Genomic DNA, 18909 nt, shown 5'->3' with positions numbered 1-18909 from the left:
CAGCAAAAACCAATAATATGTATAAAACTTTAAAACCTGTTCTAGAAAAAGAACTTAACGATATAAAACTCGCCGGATTGTACAAACAAGAGCGAATTATTACTAGCAAGCAAAGCGCCCAGGTTAAAGTTAACAACGGTTTAGAGGTTATTAATTTTTGTGCCAATAATTATTTGGGCCTAGCTGCACACCCACAAGTTTGCCAAGCAGCAAAAGATGCGATAGCCCAACGGGGCTTTGGAATGGCATCGGTGCGGTTTATCTGCGGTACGCAAGACATCCATAAAGAACTGGAACAAAAGCTAGCCGATTTTTTAGGCATGGAGGACTGCATTTTATACGCTGCTGCATTTGACGCAAACGGGGGTGTTTTTGAACCATTGTTTGATGCACAAGACGCCATTATATCCGATGAGCTTAACCATGCTTCCATTATCGATGGTGTGCGATTATGCAAAGCGCAGCGCCTAAGGTACAAGCATAACGATATGTTAGATTTGGAAGCACAACTGCAAGCGGCCACTGGCGCACGGCACCGGATTATAGTGACCGACGGTGTTTTTTCTATGGACGGTACCATTGCCCGATTGGACAGGATTTGTGATTTGGCAGACCGTTACGAGGCTTTAGTAATGGTCGACGATTCGCACAGCACCGGCGTTTTGGGAAAAACCGGCAGGGGGACGCACGAATATTGCGAGGTGATGGACCGCGTGGATATCATTACCGGAACTTTAGGCAAAGCACTGGGCGGCGCTTCTGGGGGCTTTACCGCCGCACGAAAAGAAATTGTAGCGCTGCTAAGGCAACGCTCGCGCCCCTACCTGTTTTCGAATACGCTTGCGCCCGCTATTGTAGGTGCATCTATCAAAGTTTTGGATTTATTGAGGCAAAGTAGCACCTTAAAAGACAAGCTGGAGCGTAATGCGCAATATTTTAGGCAAAAAATGGCTGAAGCCGGTTTTGATATTAAACCCGGCAAACATCCTATTGTGCCCGTGATGCTTTATGATGCGAAGCTAGCGCAAGATTTTGCCTCTAAAATGCTGGACGAAGGAATTTATGTTATCGGCTTTTATTATCCGGTGGTGGCAAAAGGGCAAGCTCGCATAAGGGTGCAACTGTCTGCAGCGCATGAGCAGGAGCATTTGGAAAAAGCCATCCAAGCTTTTGTGAAAATAGGCCGACAGCTGGGCGTTCTTAAATAATCAGAAGCCTAAGCTCAGTTTTTCCAGGTACGATTGTAGGATGATGGTGGCTGCTACGCTATCTACCAACGCTTTATTTTGCCGGTCGCTGCGCTTTAAGCCGCTTTGCGCGATGGCAGCCGATGCCATTTTAGAGGTAAAACGTTCATCCATCATAACTACTGGAATATCCGGAAAGTGCTTTTTAAGTAGAGTGACAAAACCTTTAACATGTTGGATAGATTCGGACGGAGTGCCGTTCATTTGCTTGGGTTCGCCAACTATAAAGATCTCTACCTCTTGTGTTTGCAGGTATTTTTTTAAATAGCTTTCCAAATCTTTTGGGTGGATGGTTTCCAACGCAGTTGCAAACATCTTCAGGGGGTCCGTAACGGCTATCCCTAATCTTTTTGTGCCTACATCAAAAGCCATTAATCTGCCCATAATTTGGATTTTATATCGCGCAAAGCTAAAAAAATTAAAGCTTAAACAGGTTTGTATATGATTTACATTAAAACTTCGTTTAATAATTTAATTGTATCGACGACAATTTATAAATAAATTAGTGAGTTTAGTGGAACAATTTTTGTTTATTTGGGCAAATAGATCACACACAAAAAATGGACAGTCAAGAGCAAAAAAAGAAAAAGGACACCAATAAAATTTATTTCCTTATTGCAGTTATTGTGGCTTTATTGGGGACCAACGTTTACCTCTACTTTCAAAAAAACAAATCGGACCAACGTATTGTAACCGTTAGCGATGAGAAAACCGCTTTACAAACAGAGCTTGAAAAGCTGGAAGCAGAACTTGAGCAGGCAACCAGCGCTACCGGCGAACTGTCTGACGAGCTAAAGCTAAAAGACGAAGAGCTAAAAGCAAAAATTGCGCAATTAAGAGAGGCCTTGAGCAAAGGCAAACTTACCGCCGGCGAACTTGCCCGTGCTAAAGAAGATGTAAAACAGCTACGCTACTTTGTTACCAAATACGCCAAAGATATTGATGACTTAACTAAGAAAAACCAAGAGTTAGCAGGCGAACGCGACAGCCTAAAAACTACGGTGAGCAATGTAACACAGCTGGCAGATAAGCTGAGCCGCAGTAACGACTCGTTAAATGTACGTGTAAAAGCCGGTGCTGCCTTAAAAACCTCATCTGTTGATATTGTGGCTTTCCGTATAAAAAACAACGGCCGCGAAACTAACGTTACTCGTGCCAATACGGCTCAAAAAATTAAGGTACAATTTGCAATAAACACCAACCCAATTGCAGAAAAAGGCACTCATGATATTTACATGCGTGTTTTGGACCCGGCCGGTAACTTAATCATTGGCGAGGGCGGTACCTTTATGGCTAACGACCAAACTTTGCAGTACACCTACAAAACCGCGATTGAATTTAACGGCGAAGCTAAAATATTCACTTTAGATTGGGTAAACCGCAACCCTTTTGAGCCCGGCAACTACACGGTAATTTTGTACGCCGATGGTTATACCATGGGACGTGGCACTTTCAATTTAAAATAAAAACAAAAAAATCAGATACCGAAAACCTGCCCTAAAAAGCAGGTTTTTTTGCGTTTTGTCTCCTACACACAATCAAAAATAAGCCCTCACCTGCACCCCACCGGTATGTATAGCTTTTACGGAAGCAGATTTTCGGCCCTCGTAAGAAAAGTTGAGCTGGATGCCGTTAGATATGGTGCGCTGGAAACCCAAAGACCATGTTAAATTTTTGCCCGGTTGCAAACCATCCAAAAGCTCATAAGCAATAGATGTGTTGTTGGCGCCTTTAAAACTGTTGTTGATAAAACTAAACTGCGATGTTAGCGTGCCTTGTTTCACCAAGTTATAACGCAACTCGGCGCCTAAACGGCTGTTAAACGTTTCTTCGCCACCTAAAGCCTTTGCATTTTGCTGTTGCTTAAAACTGGCTTTAACCGCGCTTTTTAAATTCACATTAAACTGGTAGCCCAGCTCTGGTTCCAGCTCCCAAAAACCTATCTGATAATTACGCTCACTAAATAGTTGCGAGCTATACACTTTATCGCCCTTGCGCAGGTTAAGGTTGAAATTGGTTTTGCGCACAAAATTCCATCTTATACGCAAATTCTGCTCCTCTCCGCTCCTGCTGTCGAAACCATTGGTGAGCAATTGCTTACTGGCCAAACGCTGCGTACCTAAATCTAACCCAAACTTTGGGCTGCTGCGGTTAAAAAACAACGTACTTCTTATAAACGAACTTTGCGAAATTAAATCGGCTTCGCTGATATTCGTTTGGTAGGGGTTAAGCACCAGGCCGTTTCCGCTCAACAACTTTTTATTGATCCGTAACGAAGTGACGTTAGAAAATTTAGCGAGCAACTTTGCCCAGCTTGCTTCCTTATCGCGCAAAATGCGGGCTGGGTTTAAAGTGATGGTTTGGTTAATATTGGTAAAATTCGACTTTACAAACTGGTTATTTGGCCTATAAACTTTAATATATTTTGCTTGGTCCGGATATTTTGAAACCTCAAACTCATTCAGTTCCTTTACCCCATTGTTGTTATAATCTATCCACGCGTAAACACCTTGCGACGCCGCCACTTCCAGATAAACAAACTCGCGTTTAGGTTCTTGCCCCGTACCCAATTCGTAAAACGACTGCAAACTCAACAAACCTTTTAAGCCATTAAAATTATAATCAATCCGCGCCAGCAAGGTTTCTTCGTTTTTATTTAACGTGTCGGTATTTAGGTAAGTAAGTGTTCGGTAGGTGGCATTCAACGCTAAATTGGAATTGGCATTTTTGGCAAGCATCAAATTTCCGGCAAAGGTGTTGGCCTTAGAAAAATCTTGCAACGCAGTTCCGTTGGGCAACTGATCAAACCTTTGGTTGTAAGAGAGCAAGAATGCGCGTTTAGCCGTATCTGCCGATTTCACAAAATATTCGTAAGCCCTAAAAGCAAAGGATTGCAAAGTTAAGGTATCCGTAAGCTCGCTTTTGGTCTGGTTGTTTTCTTCATTAAAATTGAAACCTGCTTCAAAATATTTGAACCGCTTTTTCAGCGTAAAAGCTTGCCGATAAAACTGCCCATCGTTTGCTAAAGAATTGCTGTGCAATAGCGTAGCGGCATAACTGCCCTCAAAATTTTTAACGCGGTAATTTGCTCCTAAAGCCTGTTGCAAACCCTGGTAATAGCTTCCGCGATTAAAATGTGATAATCCGTAAGCCACATTTTTTTGATCCGATTTATACAGTTGCAAATTAAAAGTTGCCCAATGTTCATCAGCGGTTGGCAAAGCCGCGGTATTGATATTAAAATCTCTGTCGAACTCTACCGGGCGGTAACGTTCTAAGGGTTTAAATTGCTGGTTCACATACTCGTAACTGGCACTGCTTTTTAATTTTAAACCCGTGCTGTCGTTTCCGCTTAGCAGGCGTACATCTTTGGCCACAACTTTATAAGCCAAACCTTTGTTCTGGCCATTTTGCAAATCAGAAAAAAGGTTTACATCGTTATCACTAAAGCCTATTTCTGTAAAAAACTGAGTCCTTTTGCTTAATTTATAATCCGCGTTAAGCGTAATTAGCTGTTGTTTTTTGGGTGTTACCAATAAAGTTACCGGCGAATAATCTCCTTGCGGGATGCCGTTTTGGGGCGCTATAAAAGTATAGACCCGTCCGTTTGTGGCCGAGTTTACGTCCAAGCGATAGTTGCCACTATTATTGCCAACATACGAAAAACCAACCCGATACCTCGCCTCTTGCGGATCAACGCTGTACACATAAACATCGGCAATGCCCAAAGAATCTGTTTTGCGGTACAAAATTTCGTTCTCATTAAAAGCAACGCTATCCACGTTAGGGAAAACCGCTTGACTAATGTTGTTGCCAATGCCTTGCAAAAAGTTCTTTTGCGCATCGTTTAAATCCTGCAAAATAGGTTTGTTAGGATTGTCTTGCTCGCTATAATAATTAAAATTCAGTTTTAACTTTTTTGATTGAAAACCTTGGTTAAACTGGTACAAACTGCGCGCGTAGGTTTTATCAGAATATTCAAACTCTACCACAATTCTGGAGTTGCGCGTAATTAGCCGTTTGGTGGTAAAAGTAAGTTCGGCCGTGTTATAATCAATAACGTAATCATTGTCTTGCCCGCGCAGTTGCAAAACGCCATCAATAAAAACGCGCTCTGTGCCCGACAAAACAATAATATACTGCTCGCCGTTATTGCCTTGCAAGCGGTATGGCCCTTGGTTACCCTCGATGCCGTTGAAGCTGTTGCGGGCAGATCGGCCTTTGGCCACTGCCAAAGCTAGGCTGCTTTGGTAGCTACGGTTTTTTTTATCCGTAAAAACATTGCTTGCGCTGATGCCTTGCGTGCGTTTAAAATAATTGGCAAAATAACTATCGGGGCGGCGCAATTCATAATCGCCGGCGATTAAAGTGGCTTCCTTGCGTTTCAGTTGGATAAAAACTTTATCAAAATCATTAATCTGCTGGGTATTGCCATCCGGCTGAATGGGCAAATTGTCATCAGATATAGCCGCCAAAAGTTCAATATCATTACCTATTTTGCCGGATAGTTGCAATACCAAGTTAGAATTCACGGCTAAATCTTGGTTGTTGCCAAAGTTTATCCCCCGAGAGATGCTTCCACTTTTGTTAAAACCTTCAAAATTGAAAATGCCGCTTTCCTCTTTTTTAACCTGATAAATGTAGGGGCGGTTGTTAATCACCTCTTCTTCCAACAATTTTGGGTCTTTATAGAACACGCGCTTAGCCAGCAAAACGGGCAAGGTGCGGTAGCTAACCCAAACAGAATCTGCCGATGGCTTTTGTAGCCACTTTAATTTTGCAGATGCGAAGTTGATGTTATAAAAAGTTGGGCTAATTGCCAAAGCACCGGAAGTTATTTTAAAACTGCTGGGCAAGATGCTGAGCGTGTCCAACTGTACAGAATCTGCCACGGCAATTTTTTTTAAAACAAAACTGGGGTTTTGTTGTGCATAAGCGGCCAGCGATGCAAAACACAGCACAAAACCGATTATCCATTTATTTACCATCAGCTAACCACGGGTAAAGTGATGTAGAATGTGGTGCCTACATCAATTTCTGTGGTAAAATAGATATTTCCGTTTATATTTTGAATTGCCTGTTTTACAAAGGCCAAGCCCAAACCTGTGCCAGAGCTTTTTGTGGTAAAATTTGGCACAAAAATATTGCTCCGCGAATTTACCGGTATCCCAGATCCGTTATCGCTCAAGCGGATTTCCACCTTCCCGTTTCCTTGTTGCCCAGAGATATTAATTATACCGTCTTTTCCATCGGCCACTGCCTCAATGGCATTTTTTAATAAGTTATTGAAGCTGCGCAAGAGCTGGTCTTTATCTGCCCGGATAAAACAATTACTTAACGCTGCTTCGTCGCAATTGATCTGGATGTGCTCCATCTGGCTAAAAACTTCAATCGCCTTATTAATTACCTCCAGCAAATTAACCCGCTCAAGCTTTAGCTCGGGCATTTTCGCAAAGTTCGAAAACTCCGAGGCAATACGGCTTAAGCTATCAATCTGTTCTAAAAAAGATTTGCTAAACTTCTGGAACTTGGCATCAAACTGCTCGTCCTTCTCGCGCCAGGCACGGTCCAGCATCTGTATGCCCAAACGCAAAGGCGTAAGCGGATTTTTAATTTCGTGCGCTACCTGTTTTGCCATCTCGCGCCAAGCGGTTTCACGTTCATTTTGTGCCAGTTTATTGGCGTTTTCTTCCAGCGCTTCAAGCATAGCGTTGTATTCTGCTATCAAACTTCCAATTTCATCGTCGCGTTTCCAGCGGATGGGTGTATTGTGCCAACCTGCACGTGCTTGCGAAAAACTCTCTTGAATTAGGCTTAAAGGCGAAGTAATTTGATTGGCTACCACAAAGGCAAAAAAGCCGATAACCACAAAAACCAACACGTAAATATTGATTAACAGGTTTAAGAAAGTGCCTATTTTTTGGTTATAATCATCTTGGTTAGCGAAATATGGCAAGCCCAGGTAGGCAATAACATTATTTTTTTTGTTTTTGATAGGCATGTATGCCGATGTAAATTTCAACTGGTTAATGGCCTCATCCTGTATAAATTCAGATTTCTGCTTAATTTTCAGGTTCAGATAAGCCGTGGGGTTCATCCTATCTGCCGCCAGGCCCACCGCATAAATTTTATATTGGGTAGAGTAAATGAGCCTTCCGTTGACATCATAAAAGTTTAAATCGGTATTGTAAAGCTTAGAAAACTGCTCAAAAGCCTCAATGCCGGTTTGTGGCGTAAAATAATCGGAGTTGCTAAATACACTGTCTTCAAAAGCATCGCTAATGGTGCGTATTCTACTCTTTATAAAATCTTCTTGCTGTTGTTTGTATTGGATAGAGATATAAGAAAACGTGATGATACCGATAATTAGCGAAGAACTAACCACGGCCAGCACCAAGGCCACCTGTATGCGCGTTTTGTACAATATTTTGTTGTTGGTAGCCAGTATTTTACGGCGCAGGCGGCCAAAATTTAGGGTATAACTTCCGAAACCGATAAACAACCATTTGTACGAGCTTACCAGTAAAGCAAAAACAAAAAATATGATAAAAAAGAACGACAGGGAAGCTAACTCGCGCCAAAAAGTACTGGCTTCACTGGTAACCACAACCGTGGTGTTTGTTGTTGGCTTATAAATTAAATGCTCGAACCCGTTTTTATTGAGCACCATAAACTTTTTAAGTGCACTTTGCCCAAACGGGTTTATCAAATCGTAAATAAAAAATCCGTTTTGGCTTACCAGTTTTCTGTTTTGATAAAAAGCGTAAGAATAACCACTAAGTGCCGCATTTTGGTTAACATTGCCGTTTTGCATCAATTGCGGAAAAGCACCGTTTTCCGAAAGCCGTTTAGAATTTAACTCTAACACCAAAGTACCTTCATGAACGCCACTTTTTTTAATAGGGATAATAGCAAAATAGCTTTGATAGCCAAAGGTGTTGTTAAGCTTATAAAAGTAATTGCTTACTTTAAGCGCCGAGTTTTCTACCTGTTGCTTAAACTTTAAAATATCAACCTGTTGGCCCGCGCTCACTAACGAATCGGTTTGGTTATACAAATAAGCCTTATAATCAAACTTGCTTAAATAATCTGTAAGGTAATATTTGCTGATGTGGGCGTTTAGCCTCGTATTATTCTCGCTTTTACCGGTCAATAAGTTTGACAGGTAAAGGTCTGTAATGATATTTTTCTCCAGCTCATTAAAAGCAATAGAAGCGTTGGGGTCTTCATCGCCCGAAATTTTTAGCAATAGCGTTTTTTTAATCTCCTGTTGCTTAAAGGTTTCGTAAGCGTTTAGCTTTAAAGACACGATAGTGGCAAAAATGAACGCAATTAAAACAATTGCAGGTAAAAACGCATCAGAACTGGGCTGGTAATTTACTTTTATAGAGATGAGGATGAGCGAAAACACCAGCACATAAAATACCGAGCTTTGATGGAAAGATAAGGTGAAGGCGATGAAAGTGAGCAGCAAAACCAGCAGGGCAATCTTTTTAGTTTTTAGTGTAAGCTCTATATAAACTGTTAGGTTCACCAGTAAATCTATCATCAAATAATAGCATAACAATGCCACCATTACCGCAAAAATGCCCAAAAAGCTAAGGTAGTTGAGGTTGATAAGGTTAGAAACCTTGAAATTGATGTTAGAGTTGAACACCAGACCAAAAAACACATCCGAATAAACAAAGGATAGCAAGGCGATAAAAAACGCGCTGTAAATAAATATACAAAGGCCTATAAATTTGTTTTTTATAGGTTTAAACAGTCTGTTTTTATAGGAGTAGGCGAAAGCGACAAACCACAGCAGAAAAAATACGTTGAGCAATAAGTCTGCAAAAGAAGGGAAATAGAAATTAGAAGCAAAAAGCGCCGGATTAAACAAATGCAAGCTATACAGCGCCGGCGGAAAATGGTATGCAAGCCCCAAATAGCGCAAAATCACCAATACTATACCCAAGCCAAGCCAAGCCAGCAAAGGATAGCCCGAATCTGCATAATACTTGCAAACGCTGTTGATAAGCAGCAAAAGGGTAAACATGCCAAAAGCCCACATCAAAATCTCTATACCGGTATAAGGTATCTGGTATTCTTGCGATGCCTTTTTTATAGAAAACAGGTATTTACCGTCTTTATTTTTAATGTCGATAACGTTTGCATCATTAATACCGGCAATTTCTATCTGCGCATTGCGGATAACGAAATCTTTAGAATCGTCATTATTAAGATATTGGTTTCTAAACGGGAGCTGTGATTTTATCGGGATAAAAAACAGCGCTACAACATCTCCATCTGTTTTTTTGATTACTTCGTAACTGGCGGTGCTGTAATTTTCAAAACTAGCACCTTCTTTAAATTGCTTTGGGTTACTGGCACTTATTACAGCATCTGACCAAAACACCAGATGGTTGTTTTGATAAATCTGGAAAAATATATCGCGATCACTAAAATGGTTTAATATTTTGGAAGCTTTTTGAGGGTCTTTAACCACATCTTTAAGCTTGCCTACCTGTACTTGTGCTAAAAACCGGTAAACCTCTTTTTCTTTTTGGGCTAAGCGATCGCTAATATCGTCGGCAATATCGTACAGCTTTATCAATTGTGTAGATGCCCACCTGGCCGTGAGGGATGTTGCGAACAGGCCAAGGGTAACTAAAAAAAGAAGCCAGCGTATTTTAGTAGAGGTTTTCAATGAATTGAGCGTTTGGTTTAACGGTAGCCTAAAAATTTGTGATTGTTAGCCTAAAATCAAGCCAAAAAAGGCAGAAACTCCCCCGTTTCTGCTTTTTTTATTTCTGCTTATGTAATAGAAGCACTTTCTGTTGGTATAGAGCGATCTACTTTTTTAACTAAACCCTGCAAAACACTTCCCGGACCAACTTCTGTGAAAGATGTAGCGCCATCTTCTAACATACGTTTTACCGTTTGCGTCCATTTTACAGAACCCGTTAACTGTGCAATCAAATTATGTTTGATGCTGTTTACGTCAATATAAGGTTTAGCATCAATGTTTTGGTAAATTGGGCAAACGGGTTCTTTAATCTCTGTAGCCACAATTGCTGTTTCCAGCTCTACTTTTGCCGCTTCCATTAAAGGCGAGTGGAAGGCGCCGCCCACGTTTAATTTTAAAGCGCGTTTTGCGCCAGCTTCAAGCAACAATTCGCAAGCCTTATCTATGCCAGCGATGCTTCCAGAAATCACCAATTGGCCCGGACAATTGTAGTTCGCAGGCACTACCACGTCGCTAACGCGCTGGCAAATATCCTCTACGGTAAAATCATCCAAACCTAAAACCGCAGCCATGGTGGAGGGCTGAATTTCACAGGCTTTTTGCATGGCGTTGGCTCGTTTGGCAACTAGCGTTAATCCATCTTCAAAAGAAAGTGCGCCTGCGGCTGTTAAAGCAGAAAACTCGCCTAAAGAGTGTCCGGCTACCATATCCGGCTTAAAATCTGAACCTAACACCTTGGCTAAAATTACCGAGTGTAAAAATATAGCGGGCTGTGTAACCTTGGTTTGCTTTAAGTCTTCATCTGTGCCGTTAAACATTACATCAGTAATGCGGAAACCCAAAATTTCATTCGCCTGCTCAAAAAGTTGTTTTGCAAGGTCAGAATTGTCGTACAAATCTTTCCCCATGCCCACAAACTGAGCGCCTTGCCCTGGAAATACGTATGCTTTCATTCGCGTGTTTTTATATTAAATAACCTTTTTGGATGTGTTTGGTTTGCAGTAATTCTATTTTCTGGAAAATACTAGAGGTTTAGGCTAAATCGGCACTAATTAACCTCAAAAATTCCGAGCGGGTTTTATCGTTACTAAAAGCGCCGGTAAAGGCGGATGTTGTAGTTACCGAATTTTGCTTTTGGATACCGCGCATGCTCATACACATGTGTTTACACTCTATCACCACGGCCACGCCGGCCGGATTTAGGGTGTTTTGTATACAGTCGCGTATTTCATTTGTTAAACGCTCTTGCACCTGCAAACGCCGCGCAAAAACATCTACCACTCGCGGAATTTTACTAAGCCCCACAATATGCCCGGCTGGGATGTAAGCGATGTGCGCTTTGCCAAAAAACGGGAGTAAATGGTGCTCGCATAAAGAATAAACTTCAATGTCTTTTACAATCACCATCTGGCTGTATTCTTCTTTAAACATCGCCGATTTTAATATCTCGGCAGCATCCAAATCATAACCGTGGGTTAAAAACTGCAAAGCTTTAGCCGCACGTTCGGGCGTTTTTACAATCCCTTCGCGGTTTGGATCTTCCCCAATATCGCTTAATATTTGCTTGTAATGGCCGGCAATATCACTGATTACCTCCGTGTTATACCTATCTATCTTCTGATAACCCGTTTCCTGTTGTTCGCTCATGTTATTCTCCAAAGTATTCTACGTAGTTGTTGGCAGTTTCGTAAAGTTTTACACAGTGTAAAGCGGCGCCTTTTTCTTTTATTTTACTGGCCAGCTGTTTCCAAATCTCTACTGCCAAAACCTCTGTTGACGCCATTTTGCCGCGCATAAAATCAACGTCGATATTTAAATTTTTATGATCTAATTTATCAACCACGTGCTCAACAATCAGCTTTTTAAGATCTTTTAAATCAATCACAAAGCCCGTATCCTCGTTTATTTGACCCTTAACGGTCACAAACAAATCGTAATTGTGGCCGTGCCAGTTGGTATTGGCGCAACGGCCAAACACTTCTTCGTTTTTTTCAAATGTCCAATCTTCACGGTAAAGTTTGTGCGCGGCGTTAAAATGTTCCTTTCTTGTGATGTATATCATTTTTTGAAAATAAGGGCAAATATACGTAAAGGATTATTTTTAATTCGCCTAAGCAAAACCGGCGCTAATTAAATTACAAAATAGGCCCCGGCAACTCTAAACCTGACGTGAAAGCGCTTGGTCAAAATGTACCAAAACTTATTTTAGGCACACCTTCTGGGCGAAGTAATAATGTTATTTAAATGCGATGTTAAATTAGTTTTTAGCCTAATCAAATCTTCCTTTCTATGGTAAAATGTTGTGAATCAGTCATATTACTAAACAATAAAGGAGGTAAAATTTCTTCTTGCATAACTTACCGATGAGTAACTAACCAACCGGTAACTTACTGGTTGGTTAGCCAATGATAACGATTTTACAATAAGTTCTCCTTTTCGGCGATAAGCCTTAAATTTGGCTATGGAAATTCTATTGCTTGCTGCCACCTACCAAGAAATCGCTCCTTTTGTAGAGTGTTTTGGGGCAAACAGGCATATCGCCGATCCTATAAATATCGGCACACACCGCGTACATTTGCTTATCTCTGGCGTTGGGATGACGGCAACCGCCTACGCCCTGGGCAAAGCATTTACGCAAAACAATTTTGATTTGGCTTTAAACGTAGGCATTGCCGGCAGTTTTTCTAGAAATATAAAAATTGGACAGCTGGTGGAAGTGCGCGAAGATATTTTAGCCGAACTGGGTGCCGAGGACGACGAAGAGTTTATCTCTTTAGAACAGATGGGCCTTGGCGATGTGATTTTTTACGGCACTGACCAACTAAAACTGGATACGGATATCCGTACCGTTACCGGCATCACCGTAAATACGGTACATGGCAATGAAGACAGCATTTTGCGCATTAGCCAAAGGCTTAACCCCACCATAGAATCTATGGAAGGCGCCGCGTTTTTTTATGCCTGCCAACAAGCTAAAGTGCCTGCATTGCAGCTGCGAACCATTTCTAACTATGTAGAAAAACGCAACCGCGACAATTGGAACCTGCCTTTAGCCGTCAAAAACCTGAACGATTGGCTGATAGAAAATTTGGCGCGGCTGTGAAGAATCTGCGGCCGGAGGCCAGCTATCTGCGAACCTCAGGAAAAAACATCAAACAAACGAACACCGAAAAAACGGACACATGAAACTAACTCTAGGATTTTCTCCTTGCCCCAACGATACTTTTATCTTTGACGCACTCATCCACCATAAAATTGATACCGAAGGTGTAGAATTTGAAGTGTTTTTTGACGATGTAGAAACGCTAAACCAAAAAGCCTTCCGTGGCGAGCTTGACATCACCAAACTAAGCTACCACGCATACGCCTACGCTTTAAAAAAATATGTGCTTTTAGATGCCGGCAGTGCCTTAGGCTTCGGCGTTGGGCCCTTACTTATTTGCAAAAATCCGCAAAATCTTGCCAATCCAAATCTTAAAATTGGCATCCCGGGCAAATACACCACCGCTAATTTTTTGTTGAGCTTGGCCTACCCACAGCTACAAAATAAAGTGGAAATGCTATTTTCTGATATTGAAGAAAAGCTATTGAACGGCGAAATAGATTTAGGACTAATTATTCATGAAAATCGCTTTACTTATCAGGATAAGGGCCTGCAAAAAGTGAAAGATTTGGGCGAATTTTGGGAAGAAAACACACAATGCGCCATCCCTTTGGGCGGTATTGTGATTAAAAGAGATATGCCAACCGAAATTCAGCAGAAGATTAACCGTTTGATCCGAAAATCTGTTGAATTCGCTTTTGCCAACCCTAAATCGGCTTTGCCCTTTATACGCACGCACGCACAAGCAATGGATGAACAGGTGATGTATAAACATATAGATCTTTATGTGAATAAATATTCGGTAGACTTAGGCCTGGAAGGCAAAAACGCCATACAAACTTTATTTACACAGGCAGAAGAAAAAGGGATTATCCCCAAACCGCAACAAGCTTTATTTCTGTAAGCTTTTTAATACTTTTTTGAAACCCGACAGGATTTCGCTTCTGGGTTTTTCACATTAATTTCCGGATTGAACGGCGCTTGTGTATATTTAGAAACCGATTATATTCTAGAAAAACCCCATGATTCGTCAGCCCTATCAATTTTTAAAGAAAACCATTTCTGCCATAAGCTTGCTATGCTTATCGTTAAACCTTACGGCACAGCCCAAAGCCGCATTTAACAAAAATACGCTTTGGTATAAACAGCCTGCAACCAATTGGAACGAAGCTTTACCCATTGGCAACGGGCGTTTGGGCGCTATGATTTTTGGCCGTGTTAACCACGAGCTTATCCAACTAAATGAAGCAACTTTATGGACCGGTGGCCCGGATAACCTTAACCCAAACCCAGAATCTTATAAATATCTGCCTTTGGTACGCTCGGCATTATTTAACGACAGCATTCCAAAAGCAATAGGATTGCTAAAAAAAATGCAAGGCCCTGATACCGAAAAATATCAGCCTTTGGGCGATTTAAAACTGAATCAGACGCTAAACGGGAAAGTAGAAAATTACACCCGCTCTTTGGATATTTCATCGGCCATAGCCAAAACCAATTTTAGCGTTAACGGTGTAAATTACGAGCGCAGCCTATTTTCATCATTCCCAAACCAGGTGATGGTGCTTAAACTAACAGCTAGCAAAAAAAAGGCGCTCAACTTCTCTATCGGCAACGCACATCCTTTACAACATCAATCGTACATTAACAAAAACAAAGAATTGGTGTTAAGCGGTAAGGCCCAAATTAACAGCTATGCCAATGCTTCATCTTTGTTTGCCGATGAAGAAAACTGTGCGGGAATGCGCTTTGAGTGGCGCGTAAAAGTACTTTCTAACGATGGCATTTTAACAACCGACAGCTTAATGCATTTTAAAAACGCCAGCGAGGTGGTATTGTTAATTGGCGCACAAACCTCTTTTAACGGCTTTAACGTTTGCCCAGATAAAGATGGGAAAAACGAAAAATTAGCCCTTGATAACGATTTGGCAAAGGCAGCTAAACTAAGTTATCTACAACTGCTTACGGCACATTTGGCAGATTATAAATCTTATTTTAACCGCGCTGATTTAAGTTTAGATGGCGATGAAGCACACGTGCACTTACCAACAGACCAGCGTTTAGCCGCATACAAAAAAAATCCGCAAGATGCAGGGTTAGAACGTTTGTACTACCAGTACGGCCGATATTTATTGATTTCTTCCTCCCGGCCGGGCAGTCCGGCCGCCAATTTGCAAGGCATCTGGAACCCGTTACTAAGCCCGCCGTGGCGCAGCAACTATACTACAAACATTAATTTGCAGATGAATTATTGGCCAGCAGAGCAATGCAATTTAAGTGAGCTAACGCTTCCGCTGATTAAACAGATAGAAAACATGGCCATCGCCGGCACAGCCACCGCAACAAATTATTACCATATGAAGGGTTGGGCGGCGCACCACAACTCGGATATTTGGGCACAAACCAACCCCGTTGGCGAGGGAAGCGGCGACCCCAAATGGGCCAATTGGTCCTTAGGGAGCCCTTGGCTTTCGCAACATTTATTTGAGCATTTCCGCTTTACGCGCGACACCAACTATTTGCGCCAAACCGCCTACCCGATTATGAAAGCTGCAACAGATTTTTGCATGGACTGGCTGGTGGAGCACAATGGAGAATTGGTTACAGCACCTTCTACCTCGCCGGAAAATGTGTATCTGCACCCTAAAGGATATAAAGGTACGGTCACTATTGCCTCGGCAATGGACATGGAAATTATTTGGGATTTATTTGAGAATATGCGAGAGGCGGGCAAGGTGCTGGGCATTGATGCCGAATATTTACGAGTTGTTGCACAAAAACAGGCAAAACTGCACCCCTTAAAAATCGGGCAAAAGGGAAATTTAATGGAGTGGTATGGGGATTGGGAGGATGAGGATCCGCACCACCGCCATGTTTCTCACCTTTTTGGCCTGCATCCGGGGAGGCAAATTTCTCCTTTTTTAACGCCAGATTTGGCGGAGGCGGCTCAAAAAACGTTGCAGGTACGTGGCGATGGTGGTACCGGCTGGAGCAAGGCTTGGAAAATTAACTTTTGGGCGCGCTTGTTAGATGGCGATCATGCTTATAAAATGTATCAGGAACTATTAAAAAACTCCACGCTAAACAATTTATTTGATACGCACCCGCCTTTCCAAATTGATGGAAATTTTGGTGCAACAGCCGGAATTACAGAAATGCTTTTGCAAAGTCAGCTAGGATTTATACAACTTTTACCGGCCTTACCAAATGCCTGGACAAGTGGCGAAGCTAAGGGCTTGGTGGCACGCGGCAATTTTGAAGTGGATATGAAATGGCAAAACCATCAACTGCAAAATGCTTTGATAAAATCGAGAGCAGGCGGTAAATGCGTTTTGTTGAGCGATGTAAAGCTGAAAATTGATGCCGTGAACGTAGTTGAAGAAAGTTTTGAGCTAAATGGGAAAACCTATTACCGCGCCACCTTTGATACGGTAAAAGGGAAAGTATATCAGATTGGGGTGAGTTTTTAAAGTCAATAGATGAGAAATTATGAGTTTGTTTCTGGGGTTAATAATGGCCTGAGACGCTTCTCCATTCTCAAATCCATAGAGACCCTTCGGAACTCTAAGGACAGGCAGTGGCGAAAAAAATCGCCCAATCCCGGGTTCGGGATTGGGCGATTTTCCTAACGCAAAAAACTACAAAGCTATTTTGCCGCGCAGCTTTATCGCATCTGAAGCGGAGCCAACTAAAATGGCATAATCTCCCGTTTCATGCGCCCAATCCATTTTTTCTTCATCAAAATACTTAAAAGCATCTGCCGGTAAAACCAGCTCAACAGTTTTCTGTTCGCCCGGTTGTAAATTTACGCGCTCAAAACCTTTAAGCTCTTGCAGGGCACGCTTGATTTTTGAATCAGGTACCGATACATAAATCTGTGCTACCTCATCACCAGCGGTTTTACCAGTATTTTTTAAGCTGAAGCTTACCTTTACGCTATCACCGCTTGATGCCAATTTCAAATCGGTGTAAGCAAAAGTTGTGTATGAGAGTCCGTGTCCAAAAGCAAAGGCAGGCTCTACTTTATAAGTATCAAAATAACGGTAGCCTACAAAAATCCCTTCATTATAATTAGCTACGCCGTTTTTTCCGGGAAAATCGCCCAGCTTGTGCGCCGGTGAATCTTCTAAACTTTTAGGGAAGGTAAGCGGCAGTTTGCCGGACGGATTTACATCTCCAAAAATCACTTTTGCCAAAGCATTTCCGCCTTCCATTCCCGGATACCAAGCCTCCAAAATTGCCGGTGCTTGTGTTTCCCATTGGCGCATATCCACAGGGCCACCGCCCATTAATACCACAATCGTTTTTGGGTTAGCTTTCAAAACCGCCTTAATCAGTTCATCTTGCCCAAAAGGCATGTTCATATCCGGCTTATCAGTGCCCTCGGCATCGTAAGCATTATCGCTCCACTTGCTGTAATCGTAACCGTGAGTCCAGCCACAGTAAATAATGGCCACTTCTGCTTTTTTGGCCACATCAACCGCTTCAGCAATCATTTTTGCGTCTGCCTGTTGCCCACGCGCTATTTTATAACCTTGGGCGTAATTAATGGTGGTTTTATTTCCCAATAAATTTTTTAAACCTTGTAGAGGCGTAATCTCGTACTTGGCTTTTACTTGCGAGCTTCCGCCACCCATTGCATTCTCGCGAACAGCATTTTGACCAATAACCGCTATACTTTTAAGCGATTTTTTAAGCGGCAACAGCTGTATATTGTTTTTTAGTAGAACGATAGACTGCTCTGCAACTTTAAGTGCGATATCTTGATGTGCTTTGGTGTTATATTCTCCTTTTTTTCTTTTTGCATCAATCATATTTGTTTTAAACATGATGCGCAAAATGCGGCGCACTTTCTCGTCGATCACACTTTCTGGCACGCTGCCATCTTTTACCATGGCTATCGCCGGATCGGCAAGGTAAAAGCGGTCATAAACGGTTTGGTTCAGCTTTTTACCGCTGGCATCCGTTTGCGAAACGCTATTGCTGGATAGCACCAAATCTGTCCCCATCTCTAAATCTGTTCCTTTTAGCAAAGCCTCTTTGGTGTTATGTACCGATCCCCAATCGCTCATCAGCACCCCGTCAAAATCCCACTCACCTTTTAAAATCTTATTTACTAAATATTCGTTATGCGTGGCAAACTCGCCCCTGAATTTGTTGTACGATCCCATTACCGTATTAACATCAGCATCTATCACCGCTGCTTTAAAAGCGGGCAAGTAAATTTCACGTAGGGCGCGCTCGCTCATGTGAACATCTACGGTATTGCGGTCTACCTCCTCGTTGTTTGCCGCATAATGCTTAACGCAGGCCGAAATACCCTCATCTTGCACTCCTTTAATATAGCCTACGGCCATTTTCGCCGCTAAATAAGGGTCTTCGCTTAGGTATTCGAAATTTCTGCCGTTTAAAGGCGAGCGGATGATATTAACACCCGGACCCAAAATCACATCTTTACCGCGATAATTGGCCTCGCTACCTAAAACACGGCCAAACTGATAACCTAAATTCTTGTTCCACGTTGCGGCTAAAGACATGCCGGTAGGCAAATAAGTGCCTGCATCGTCCACATCTTTATCCAACACCCAATCACGCCCATGTTCGGGCCTAACGCCATGTGGACCGTCGGACATTACCAACTCTGGGATGCCCAACCGTGGCACACCGCCAGACGTGAACGACGAATTGCCATGGATCATCGCAACCTTTTCTTCCAAGGTCATCTGCTTAATCAGATTTTCAATTTTTTCATCGGTACTTTGTGCCATACTCGCAGTAGCGCCGCCTAGCGCCATCAAAAAAAGGAAAGGCTTTAATAGTTTCATATATTC

The 18909-nt window shown here is 42.2% G+C and carries 12 protein-coding genes; 5 read left to right on the top strand and 7 right to left on the bottom strand.

What is annotated here, in order from left to right; all coding sequences use genetic code 11:
• The first annotated feature begins 17 nt into the window (after nt 1–17).
• A complete protein-coding gene (gene kbl, locus BCY91_RS03940) occupies nt 18–1208 on the top strand; it encodes a glycine C-acetyltransferase (RefSeq protein ID WP_120180722.1) in 1191 nt (396 codons plus the stop codon).
• Here the strand turns inward: kbl and ruvX are convergent, their stop codons facing one another.
• The gene (gene ruvX / locus BCY91_RS03935; protein WP_120180721.1) at nt 1209–1631 is read right to left on the bottom strand and encodes a Holliday junction resolvase RuvX; all 423 of its coding nucleotides are present in this window, start codon (nt 1629–1631) and stop codon (nt 1209–1211) included.
• Nucleotides 1632–1807: 176 nt separating this feature from the next.
• Here ruvX and BCY91_RS03930 point away from each other — a divergent pair, with 176 nt between their 5' ends.
• Nucleotides 1808–2713 carry a hypothetical protein gene (locus BCY91_RS03930; RefSeq protein WP_120180720.1) on the top strand — a complete coding sequence of 302 codons (906 nt, stop codon included), beginning with the start codon at nt 1808–1810 and terminating at the stop codon, nt 2711–2713.
• 72 nt (nt 2714–2785) lie between these two features.
• Here the strand turns inward: BCY91_RS03930 and BCY91_RS03925 are convergent, their stop codons facing one another.
• From BCY91_RS03925 to BCY91_RS03905, 5 genes are all read right to left on the bottom strand, one after another.
• Nucleotides 2786–6235, bottom strand: coding sequence for a hypothetical protein (locus tag BCY91_RS03925; RefSeq protein WP_120180719.1), 3450 nt, complete (start codon nt 6233–6235; stop codon nt 2786–2788).
• Nucleotides 6235–9936: an ATP-binding protein gene (locus BCY91_RS03920; RefSeq protein WP_120180718.1), complete on the bottom strand. Its 3702-nt coding sequence runs from the start codon at nt 9934–9936 to the stop codon at nt 6235–6237. Before BCY91_RS03920 ends, BCY91_RS03925 begins: the two co-directional genes overlap by 1 nt.
• Before the next feature lie 107 nt (nt 9937–10043).
• Complete coding sequence (gene fabD / locus BCY91_RS03915) at nt 10044–10928, bottom strand: ACP S-malonyltransferase (RefSeq protein ID WP_120180717.1); 885 nt, start codon at nt 10926–10928, stop codon at nt 10044–10046.
• Between the two features lie 79 nt (nt 10929–11007).
• Nucleotides 11008–11622: a GTP cyclohydrolase I FolE gene (folE, locus tag BCY91_RS03910; RefSeq protein WP_120180716.1), complete on the bottom strand. Its 615-nt coding sequence runs from the start codon at nt 11620–11622 to the stop codon at nt 11008–11010.
• A gap of 1 nt (nt 11623) precedes the next feature.
• The gene (locus BCY91_RS03905) at nt 11624–12037 is read right to left on the bottom strand and encodes a 6-pyruvoyl trahydropterin synthase family protein (RefSeq protein WP_120180715.1); all 414 of its coding nucleotides are present in this window, start codon (nt 12035–12037) and stop codon (nt 11624–11626) included.
• 399 nt (nt 12038–12436) lie between these two features.
• On the opposite strand from BCY91_RS03905, the gene mqnB reads away from it, so the two are divergent.
• The 3 genes from mqnB to BCY91_RS03890 all read left to right on the top strand — a co-directional run bounded on the left by mqnB (nt 12437) and on the right by BCY91_RS03890 (nt 16548).
• Nucleotides 12437–13078, top strand: coding sequence for a futalosine hydrolase (mqnB, locus tag BCY91_RS03900; protein WP_120180714.1), 642 nt, complete (start codon nt 12437–12439; stop codon nt 13076–13078).
• A gap of 79 nt (nt 13079–13157) precedes the next feature.
• The gene (locus BCY91_RS03895) at nt 13158–13982 is read left to right on the top strand and encodes a menaquinone biosynthesis family protein (protein ID WP_120180713.1); all 825 of its coding nucleotides are present in this window, start codon (nt 13158–13160) and stop codon (nt 13980–13982) included.
• A 118-nt stretch (nt 13983–14100) separates the two neighbouring features.
• Nucleotides 14101–16548: a glycoside hydrolase family 95 protein gene (locus BCY91_RS03890; RefSeq protein WP_120180712.1), complete on the top strand. Its 2448-nt coding sequence runs from the start codon at nt 14101–14103 to the stop codon at nt 16546–16548.
• A gap of 168 nt (nt 16549–16716) precedes the next feature.
• Here BCY91_RS03890 and BCY91_RS03885 read toward each other — a convergent pair whose 3' ends face one another.
• Nucleotides 16717–18903 (bottom strand): glycoside hydrolase family 3 C-terminal domain-containing protein, encoded by a 2187-nt coding sequence (locus BCY91_RS03885; protein WP_220699424.1) that lies wholly within the window; start codon nt 18901–18903, stop codon nt 16717–16719.
• Nucleotides 18904–18909 lie beyond the last annotated feature (6 nt).

The organism is Pelobium manganitolerans, from assembly GCF_003609575.1.
Lineage (GTDB): Bacteria > Bacteroidota > Bacteroidia > Sphingobacteriales > Sphingobacteriaceae > Pseudopedobacter > Pseudopedobacter manganitolerans.
This window is presented reverse-complemented; position numbering and strand designations above follow the sequence as displayed.

What these genes read in the sequence shown, in the direction of transcription:
- kbl (WP_120180722.1), top strand. Translation starts at nt 18, where the DNA reads ATGTATAAAACTTTAAAACCTGTTCTAGAAAAAGAACTTAACGATATA.
- ruvX (WP_120180721.1), bottom strand. Translation starts at nt 1,631, where the DNA reads ATGGGCAGATTAATGGCTTTTGATGTAGGCACAAAAAGATTAGGGATA.
- BCY91_RS03930 (WP_120180720.1), top strand. Translation starts at nt 1,808, where the DNA reads ATGGACAGTCAAGAGCAAAAAAAGAAAAAGGACACCAATAAAATTTAT.
- BCY91_RS03925 (WP_120180719.1), bottom strand. Translation starts at nt 6,235, where the DNA reads ATGGTAAATAAATGGATAATCGGTTTTGTGCTGTGTTTTGCATCGCTG.
- fabD (WP_120180717.1), bottom strand. Translation starts at nt 10,928, where the DNA reads ATGAAAGCATACGTATTTCCAGGGCAAGGCGCTCAGTTTGTGGGCATG.
- folE (WP_120180716.1), bottom strand. Translation starts at nt 11,622, where the DNA reads ATGAGCGAACAACAGGAAACGGGTTATCAGAAGATAGATAGGTATAAC.
- BCY91_RS03905 (WP_120180715.1), bottom strand. Translation starts at nt 12,037, where the DNA reads ATGATATACATCACAAGAAAGGAACATTTTAACGCCGCGCACAAACTT.
- mqnB (WP_120180714.1), top strand. Translation starts at nt 12,437, where the DNA reads ATGGAAATTCTATTGCTTGCTGCCACCTACCAAGAAATCGCTCCTTTT.
- BCY91_RS03895 (WP_120180713.1), top strand. Translation starts at nt 13,158, where the DNA reads ATGAAACTAACTCTAGGATTTTCTCCTTGCCCCAACGATACTTTTATC.
- BCY91_RS03890 (WP_120180712.1), top strand. Translation starts at nt 14,101, where the DNA reads ATGATTCGTCAGCCCTATCAATTTTTAAAGAAAACCATTTCTGCCATA.
- BCY91_RS03885 (WP_220699424.1), bottom strand. Translation starts at nt 18,903, where the DNA reads ATGAAACTATTAAAGCCTTTCCTTTTTTTGATGGCGCTAGGCGGCGCT.